Source organism: Bacillus sp. ok061 (genome assembly GCF_900108285.1).
Lineage (GTDB): Bacteria > Bacillota > Bacilli > Bacillales > Bacillaceae_G > Bacillus_A > Bacillus_A thuringiensis_S.
The window spans coordinates 1-8681 of the sequence record NZ_FNUW01000064.1; the positions used below are offsets into that span (position 1 = coordinate 1).

The following is an 8681-nucleotide window of genomic DNA, read 5'->3' on the forward strand; positions in this document are numbered from 1 at the left end:
CTTTGATGTAAGTCTCATCTAAATGCCAGGTCTGGTGTGCCGTTTTATTTTTCTTTTTCCAGATTTGATAAATCAGGTGGCCATATTCATGAACCCAACGCATAATAGTTGTGGGATGAACTGAAACACCACGTTCTTTCAAAATTTCAGAGACATCACGATAACTTAAAGAAAAACGACAATAGTAGCCAACGGCTACTAAAATAATATCTTGTTTGAAGTGTTTTCCTTTAAAATATCTCATGTATCTTACTCCTCTAATCATTTTTCTTACATGTTAACTTCTCTTAGAAAAATTTGCAACAGAACCCTCCCCCTTAATTAATGTTAGTGTTTATATGAATCTTCAAATGAATCATCATATACTAAATGAGGTGAATTATTATGGATAAGAAAAAAATCTTTTTTGTTCTTGATGTAATTGCTCTCTTTGTATCGATATTTTTCTTTTTCTACAGTTTGTTAGTACATCATTCATGGCTTTTTTCTGTTATATTTTTCTTATACACTATTCGAAAGTTATATGATATAGCTTTCGATAAATAAACATTCAAAGTCTTATACATAGTATGTCATCACTAAGGTTTCATTTATCGCACCTAACATTACAAATAAATACCTTTAAGGTAAATAATAACAATTTTATTTGAATTATATAACAACCCCACTTGGAAATAAATGCTTTTTAAAAAGTATTAATTCAGAATATTAAATTCGAAATTCATTATTCTATCCTTTGTTATTTTTAAATTGCTATGATTCATAATCCAGGTTGCGAACTTGAAAACAACACAAAAAAGGTGTGGAAATAAACGGAATCAAATAAACTAAAAATATACCCATATATTACACAATCCAAATTTTTATAGCAAGATTTTTTTGAAAATATGAAAATAATCCTATTTTACTATTAAAATACGGACCTTCGATAAGTAAAATATGCAAATAGAGAGTCTAGCTTTAGCTCCTAGCACTCTACTAACCTATTTATAGTATAAGGAGATGTTAACTATGTTGAAACATATCAAACAGGCTAAAAATGAAATAATACTTATGTCGATTCTATTTTTTCTGTTTTTTGTAATACTTTTATATAATGAGGGGGCTGCTGTACTTAGCCTATCTTCATGTTTAATTAATATTATTGCAAAGGATCTATTCTCTCAGAGAGCATAAAAACTATTTATAAATTATTATTTAGAAACAGACATAGTAAAAAGAAGAAAAAACATTCTACAAAATGTTTTTTCTTCTTTAATAATCTGGTTAGCCATTACATTTTTTCTAATATTCCTTGTCTCTCATACCACTTAGACATTTTTTCAACTGCATTTGCAGATAGCCGCTTGGTTTCCCTGTTACAAAATCTAGATAATGTAGGTGCTGATATTCTTATTTCTTTTGCTAATTCTCGTATAGACTTATTATCAACTTTGCGTTGTTTAAGTATTTTCTCTCGAACAGCCTCTTCATCAAATCTATTAAGCTCTTCATTATTTTTTTTCGGAGTCATATTAACGACATCCTTAGCCTTTTCAAAATACTCTACAGATTCTTCAGTATTATTTTCTAACTCTAGTGTTTTTTTCTTAGGTAAATTATACATTGACTTAATTAATTCTTCCGGTGGAAGTATAGTAATATTTAAATTCACCCAATAATCTTTAAACCAATTCTTCTTATTAAAACGTTCTTCATCTAATGTTACTGTATACTCCCACTTAGAAATTACGTTCTCTTTTTCTAAGTCAGTAAGAACATTCTCTAGGTGTTCTCTAATCCGACTCGGTTTCCAAGTAAGCGGGATTGCCATAACAGCTAATAAGCCTTTATCTCCTCCAATGGAGTATGGTCGCTTCAAAGTTGAATATATTTGCCGTATTCTCCATTGCCATGTTAGATAACGAATTAAACGTTTATGATACTTATGTCGATAACTATTATACTCAAGTGCCTTTTTAGATAATAATGCTGTGGTATTATTTGAACCATATAAATAACTTGTTAAAAAACTCCCTGGTTTGATACGGCAAGATTCAATGCCCATATATTCATTTGTTGTATTGTGTCTCCACAATACAACTGAATCCAAGACAAATAACCGTTTGACAACTTCTCTCTTTACTTTATATTTTTCATCATGTTCATTTTCTTCATTTAAGACTACTACTTCATTATCATCATTTAAATAAATGAATATACTTGCTAGTGCTGCAATACGCTTAGCAACCTTAATTTTATCTTCAGGTCTGTAGTACTCTCCTTTACTTACTTTCTTTTTTGGTACATTGCACATATCCAATACTTGCTCATATGAAAATTCTATGAATTCATCTGGGGATTTTGCTTGTGCTAGCCACTGGATGGTAATGGAGTCCAGTACATCAGCTGTCAAATCATCCATATTGCTCATTACATCATTCACCAAAGTATTCCAACGAGATGCTTCATCATCTTTAATAAGCTTTAAATCTTCATCTCTGTGAGAAGAGAGCTGAGCTATTGCATTACTTTCCTTTGTTTCAATAGGGTAAGATTTTACACCCATACCTGAATCTTCTTCAAAGTGATTTTTAGAGATTCCATCACGTAATTTAAAATAAACTGCGGAATTATTAACTTCAAAATATTCTTTATCAACTGGTTCATCCGTTTCATCCTCATTTACGTCTCCCTGGATGATTGTTCCATCATTAAACTTATTAGCATTCTTAAACTCGTCTTCTAATACCTTTTCAATAGTTGCATGAATTTCATCTTTATACTCTTTTAACTTAATACCAATTTGTAACGAAGTAATTCCTTCTTCATTCTTTTTACTCAACCATGATACTAATGCCGAAAAAGATGGGGAAACATATTGAGAAGTCACAACCTTAGTACTATCTTTTTCTACATCTGAACTATAGGCAGTCCATTTGTTCCAAACTACTTTATTATTTCCATATAAGGGCTCAGATATTAATAATGCATCCGTAAACAGTTGTGTTAATCTCTCCACATTTTCACTCCTTCCGTATTTTCTTTCAAACAAACATTTAATCTAATACATATATGTAAACAATTATTTTTTCCAGCTTTAGTTATATTCAAGCAGTACTGACACGATTTTTCTTTATTTACAACATAAAATAACATTAATTATACATTAGTTTTCAATAGGTCTTCAATCACTCTAATAAATTAAGAGATGAAACACTTTTTACCATATAGTGAACCTTCACTATAAATATGAAACATTTTTATCTAATCGTTCCCATATTCTCATAAAATGTTCATTTGAATAGAATTTATACCGCATATACACTAAATTCTTTACTATTTATTTGAAAGAAATTTGCCATACCCTTAACCTAAACCCGAAAACATAAGACATCAATTAATTTAAATACGTAATACAAAAATTTTTCCAATACCTTATAAACCCACAGATATCAACAGTTCACCTTTATTTTAATACATAAAACCTTTGAATTTTAACAAATTATTTTTGCCATATCCTTGACCTAAATACATATATAAAACAGCCATAAACCCTTATGTAACAACGTTTTACCTTATTCCCCCGATAATTTCATTATATATTAAACATGAAACACTTTTACCATATCCTTGACCTTATAAAAATCAAAACATGAAACACCTTTTACCATATCCTTGACCTTAAAGTTATTAAATTTTCTCCTATAACCCTTTATATAAAGGGATTTACAGTATCTTTCCCTAATGAACGACCTATGATTAAAACACGAAACACTTTTGCCATATCCTTGACCTAAAATTAGAAAAATTTCTCCTTAACCCTCTATATATCAACAATCTTCCCGTGTTTCATTATTGTGTTTATACAATTAGGACATGAAACGTTTTTTACCATATCCTTAACACAAATTTTTTTCCATAGATTCTCCGATCCCTTATAATCATTGGGTTTATAACGTGTTTCATGTTTTATAAATTCCTCTTAAAGGGGTACCTTTCAACATTTTTCATTTTGCTATAATCAAAATTGGTATATTTTATAGTATTTTGGCATATATTTATGAATTTGTAGAACGGAGGTGAAAAAGATGGGGAAATCATTTGTAATACGAAATCAACGTAGCTTAAATGGGGAAACAACCAATGCTGTGCTAGTAACCATAAAATCTTGGCAAAAATTTGTGGAAACATTTGAGGAGAAATACTACAGCTATAAAGATACATATTTAGAAGATATTCTGCAGCACATGACATACGAAGAACGTATGGCTGACGTAGAAGGCTTTGTCGAAAAAGCCAAACCATCTTTTTCACGTCGCACGATGTCTGCACTTGCAGAAAAAGCGGGAAGAAAGCATAAATTATACGGCATTACAAATGCTGATCTCGAAGTTTTCTTATATCTGCATAAGAAATGCTTTACTAATGGTGTCATTCCAAATGTAACAATACATATGATGTGGGAAGATTACAAGCAATATAAAGAAGAATTTGCTTATATCCAACACTCTCAATTCTATATCGCATTAAAGAAATTAAACTTACATAATATTATCTCCATTGAAAACGGACTAGATGGCCGTTATACAATTAAACTCACTCATTTTATGAATGAGGAAACAGAAAAAGCAAATCCGTATGTATATATTAGTCCTGTTATATTTACAAAGGATTTCTTTAAGCTATCTGTAGCAGCTAAGAAATTATTCTTAGACATTGCGATGCAACAACATACGGAAACAACATTAAAGCGTTCTTTGGACAAGCAGGACGAAAGAGGAAACAAAACTCACTTTGGTGGGATGTATCGTTTCTTACATAAAAAATATCCGCATCAGATTCGTGCGGTTATCGAGGAATTAACAACTGCATTACCATGTACGGGGAATCCCCTATTCAAAATTTGCAAAATGCAAAAAGGTGTAAAACATACAAAACGATATACGACATTATATCTGTCTATCCATTCAGACTTCTTATGTTCGAAAGAAGCTGGAGAAGAACAACATAGGGATCCATTTACACCAAAAGCTACCTATGCACGTAAAGCGAAGTTTATCGAAGCAATCTTACAAGAGATGCATATCGGCGAACTATCTGCAGACATGAATAAGTTCATTCATGTCTTAAAGCATACTTGTCATCGTCAAATTCGTAGTGTAGTTCGTGGCCTTCGTGATATGGTTGATCGCAAAGAAGGATACCCTACAAAACTTGTATATACATTGAAAAAACTATTGCATCAAACATCACAATATCAAATTCTCGATACTGCAGCAAAAGAAGGTATCTACCCTCTTATTGCACAACATATACCAAAAGAGAGAAATAGCGATCGTGAGCAAGCTATCTTTAATTTCGGTCTACATTATTCCATGTACTCTCTTCGTAACATTAAGAAGATGTTTAAAAATGTGCATGAACTACTGAAGCAGAAGTTTGCTGTACCAGTGACGGAAGAGTCTTATCACCGTAATTATCTAAAATACCAGGAAGAAACATTATTTAGAAAATATGCATACGATCAGGGTGTTAATCTCCATGCATATAGCGCTTTAGAAATTGAAATGCGTGAAAAGCTAAAAGTTCGTGGTCATAAAGAACGCACGATTCCAAGTGATGTGCGTGAATGGTTTATCGAAGCAATTGATAAGCTGCCACAAGAAAAACTTCGTGTTATTGAGCTACCAAAGCAGTTTCATTTACTAGAGTTTATGCGTATCTTCGAACGTTTAGTACGTGCTGGTGTAACAATAACAGCTCCAGATCAGGTGCTAACCGCAATGGAAATAAACTAATAGCAACAAGCTCTCTATTTTTGAAAAAATCGAAAGTAGAGGGCTATTCGTGTTTGTTTTAATAGTAATCCTTTTCTACTAACCTATTTATAAATACCAAATTAGAAGGACTTCATGTAAAATGGAGTCTTGTTTTATGCACTTCTATACAAATTCGATTCTATCAATACATAACTCTCCACATAATACTAGAGTGTATTCTTCTAATGTATTAAAACCTATCTCATAATACCTACAAAAAATCAAAAGGAAAATCATAAAAATAGTGGATATGAGGATAAATATGATCCAATGTGAATATAATTTTTCTAAAATCATTGTAATTACTAATGTTGTTGTATTTATCTAATAAAAATCATCAATAATAATGTGAGTTATATGTAAATACTGAGTAATGTTAACAAATAGCTGCCTAATCTGAATAAAATGTGGATAAATAAACGATTAACATCAATTTTATTACCAAAATAAGTAAAGCAATTTCTATTTACGAGGTTGAATATATATAATGCGATTGGTATCAAATTCTTTCCGATTTCATGTAGAAATATAGTATTTTCTTTCTGCTTTTTTGTAGAATTAAAAGTCTAATAATCCTTGAATCTACGGATACTTTTTCTGTAATTTATGATTTTTTATGTTTTTATATCAAATTTCCCCTTACAGGAGTAAATCTAACCTCTATTTTGAATAACCTATAAAAGTTTTATCTTTATTTCTTTTTAATATATAAGATATATATTTATAATAGATTTTTAATACAGCTAGTATCCTTGTTAATAAGATGTCCGACCTAATTGATAATATTTGTAAATCACGTTATAATAATGGTAATTAAATATATCATTACCCACATAAAAAAGGACAAACCTACGTATCCCTACCAGGACTAGGTTTGTCCTTTTTTCATTTTAATAAACAATATATATTGGGAGGATTAAACATGGCTGTACTAAAAGATATGACTTACATAGAAATGAATACCTATAACGAGATTGGATTTTTTAAAGGGATTCTTTGGGGATTAGTTTTTGTAGTGCCTTTTTGGATATGCCAGCAACCGTGCGTAGCAGGTCTTTCACTTATTTTCTGTTATAATATATCCAAAGAAATTAGGTGATTATATTGAACGAGACAATTAGCTTAGAGAAAACTTTAGAAGCTTTCTCTACATATTTAAGTGAAAAAGGCCGAAAACATTCTACAATCCAACGCTATGCATACGATATTAAAGATTTTTATAGATGGTTGAATGAAAATGAGTTGCTTTTACATATCAAATCATGGAATGAAATATCCGTAGATGATTATCAAGCTTATTTCTCAGTGTTAGAAAACAAACGAGAATATTCTCTTAAAACAAGGCACAGGATATGGGTGGTTTTAAAGAAGTTACACATGTTTTTAGGTATAGTTAGTCCATTAGATGATATTCATCTCTCTTTAATTCCGGATCAATCACTAAATGACAATGGTTTTATTACCGAATTGGAAGAAGCGCTTTTAAAACAAACTGTTCTATCAACAAAGGGGTTAACAGAGAGACAAGCTAAATATCGGCCTCTAATCATGGATAGAAACGCTTGTATAATTAATTTAATAGTAAACTACGGTTTGTCTTTACAAGAGCTTGTATCGCTTAATATGAGACATATACAGTTTGCTAGGAACACTTTAATTGTTCCAGGAGAAAACGGAGTTACTAGATCGGTCTTCTTAACAGCTGAAGATACACAGCAGCTTTACAAATATTATACCACCATACCGGAACCCTTAAGGCCTCGACAACATACGGATAATCCCCTATTTGTCGCATTTGATTTTAATTGGGGTACTTTTCGTTGGGTGTATGAAAATGATGCACCAAAGGCCTTGTCGGAGGTTGCTATACAAAAAATGATAAGACTTGAAGTGAAACGAGCAGAACTAAATAGGCGTATTTCTGCACAGCAGTTAAGAAACACATTTATTCTCCGACTTATTAAGAAAGGAATAAATGAAGATGAATTGGTACGTATAATAGGATTCAAAACTAAGATATCTTTAAAAAGGTATTATCAATATTTGAAGTTATATAAAAATAACTCAATGAAAAATACTTGGCAAACTTATATTGTATGATAAACAAGCATCTTTTTTATAAATTCGTTTTTTATCATAGGGGTACCGTCACACATCCATCAACTTAACGTATATTTTTATACAAAATACGGTCTTTCCACGTAGTTTTTTATTATCTTTTATAGATGTTATAAAAGTAGGCACATCAAATAAACCCTGACGGGTTTCAAATTTTTCACTATGCTACCTGATGGGCAGAAGTGGTATACTCATACACAACACCTAAAATATCAAAGACTGTTTTTTTCTCATATCTGTGAGATTTTCGTCCGTTTCGCTGTAGGAGGTTAAACAGACGAAGGAGAATCTTTGATAATTCTTGGGTGTTTTTATGTAGTGCTTGATGAAAAAGTAAGAAATAATCTTTAATTATGTACATCGCTTTATATTCACTTAGTTCTTTCTGTTTTTTACCTAACAGGGGTTCTCTCATTTTAAACATAGTAGAAGAACATAATAGGATACTAATGAGTTGTCCATAAAGGTGGCATTCTAATCGCTCTTGTTTAATAGATTTACAACGATGAATTCGAAACCAAGATTTCCATATTTTAAATAACAGCTGTCGGGTAAAAGACTGGCGCGGTATCAGTTGTGACCCGTTTCCAGCCACTCCCCATAAGAACTGCTCGTGAGGTTTTCCCTCAAGCAGCTCACCCCATAAACTTCATCAAAAGGGTTATGAGACCTATCAAATGGCAGACACTTTCAGCGGAAACTCTCTGCACTTTTTAGGGGAAGGACTTTCCAGTCCCAGTAAAGCCCGAGTACACCATAGAG

At 31.4% G+C, this 8681-nt stretch carries 4 protein-coding genes and 3 pseudogenes; 3 read left to right on the plus strand and 4 right to left on the minus strand.

Annotated features, from left to right (window positions below):
- Nucleotides 1-244, minus strand: a pseudogene (locus tag C4S65_RS33305) (IS6 family transposase); the annotation flags it as partial.
- A gap of 1029 nt (nucleotides 245-1273) precedes the next feature.
- The gene (locus C4S65_RS33310; RefSeq protein WP_103945904.1) at nucleotides 1274-3001 is read right to left on the minus strand and encodes a helix-turn-helix transcriptional regulator; all 1728 of its coding nucleotides are present in this window, start codon (nucleotides 2999-3001) and stop codon (nucleotides 1274-1276) included.
- Between the two features lie 1069 nt (nucleotides 3002-4070).
- Between C4S65_RS33310 and C4S65_RS33315 the strand changes: the two genes are divergently transcribed.
- From C4S65_RS33315 to C4S65_RS33325, 3 genes are all read left to right on the plus strand, one after another.
- Complete coding sequence (locus tag C4S65_RS33315; protein WP_103945905.1) at nucleotides 4071-5780, plus strand: hypothetical protein; 1710 nt, start codon at nucleotides 4071-4073, stop codon at nucleotides 5778-5780.
- A 943-nt stretch (nucleotides 5781-6723) separates the two neighbouring features.
- The gene (locus C4S65_RS34825; protein ID WP_181032177.1) at nucleotides 6724-6900 is read left to right on the plus strand and encodes a hypothetical protein; all 177 of its coding nucleotides are present in this window, start codon (nucleotides 6724-6726) and stop codon (nucleotides 6898-6900) included.
- Nucleotides 6897-7901, plus strand: a complete 1005-nt coding sequence (locus C4S65_RS33325) for a tyrosine-type recombinase/integrase (RefSeq protein ID WP_103945906.1) — start codon at nucleotides 6897-6899, stop codon at nucleotides 7899-7901. Before C4S65_RS34825 ends, C4S65_RS33325 begins: the two co-directional genes overlap by 4 nt.
- Nucleotides 7902-8079: 178 nt before the next feature.
- Here the strand turns inward: C4S65_RS33325 and C4S65_RS33330 are convergent.
- Together C4S65_RS33330 and C4S65_RS33335 are read right to left on the minus strand one after the other, a co-directional pair.
- Nucleotides 8080-8466: pseudogene (locus C4S65_RS33330) on the minus strand (IS4 family transposase); the annotation flags it as partial.
- 143 nt (nucleotides 8467-8609) lie between these two features.
- Nucleotides 8610-8681: pseudogene (locus C4S65_RS33335) on the minus strand (reverse transcriptase); the annotation flags it as partial.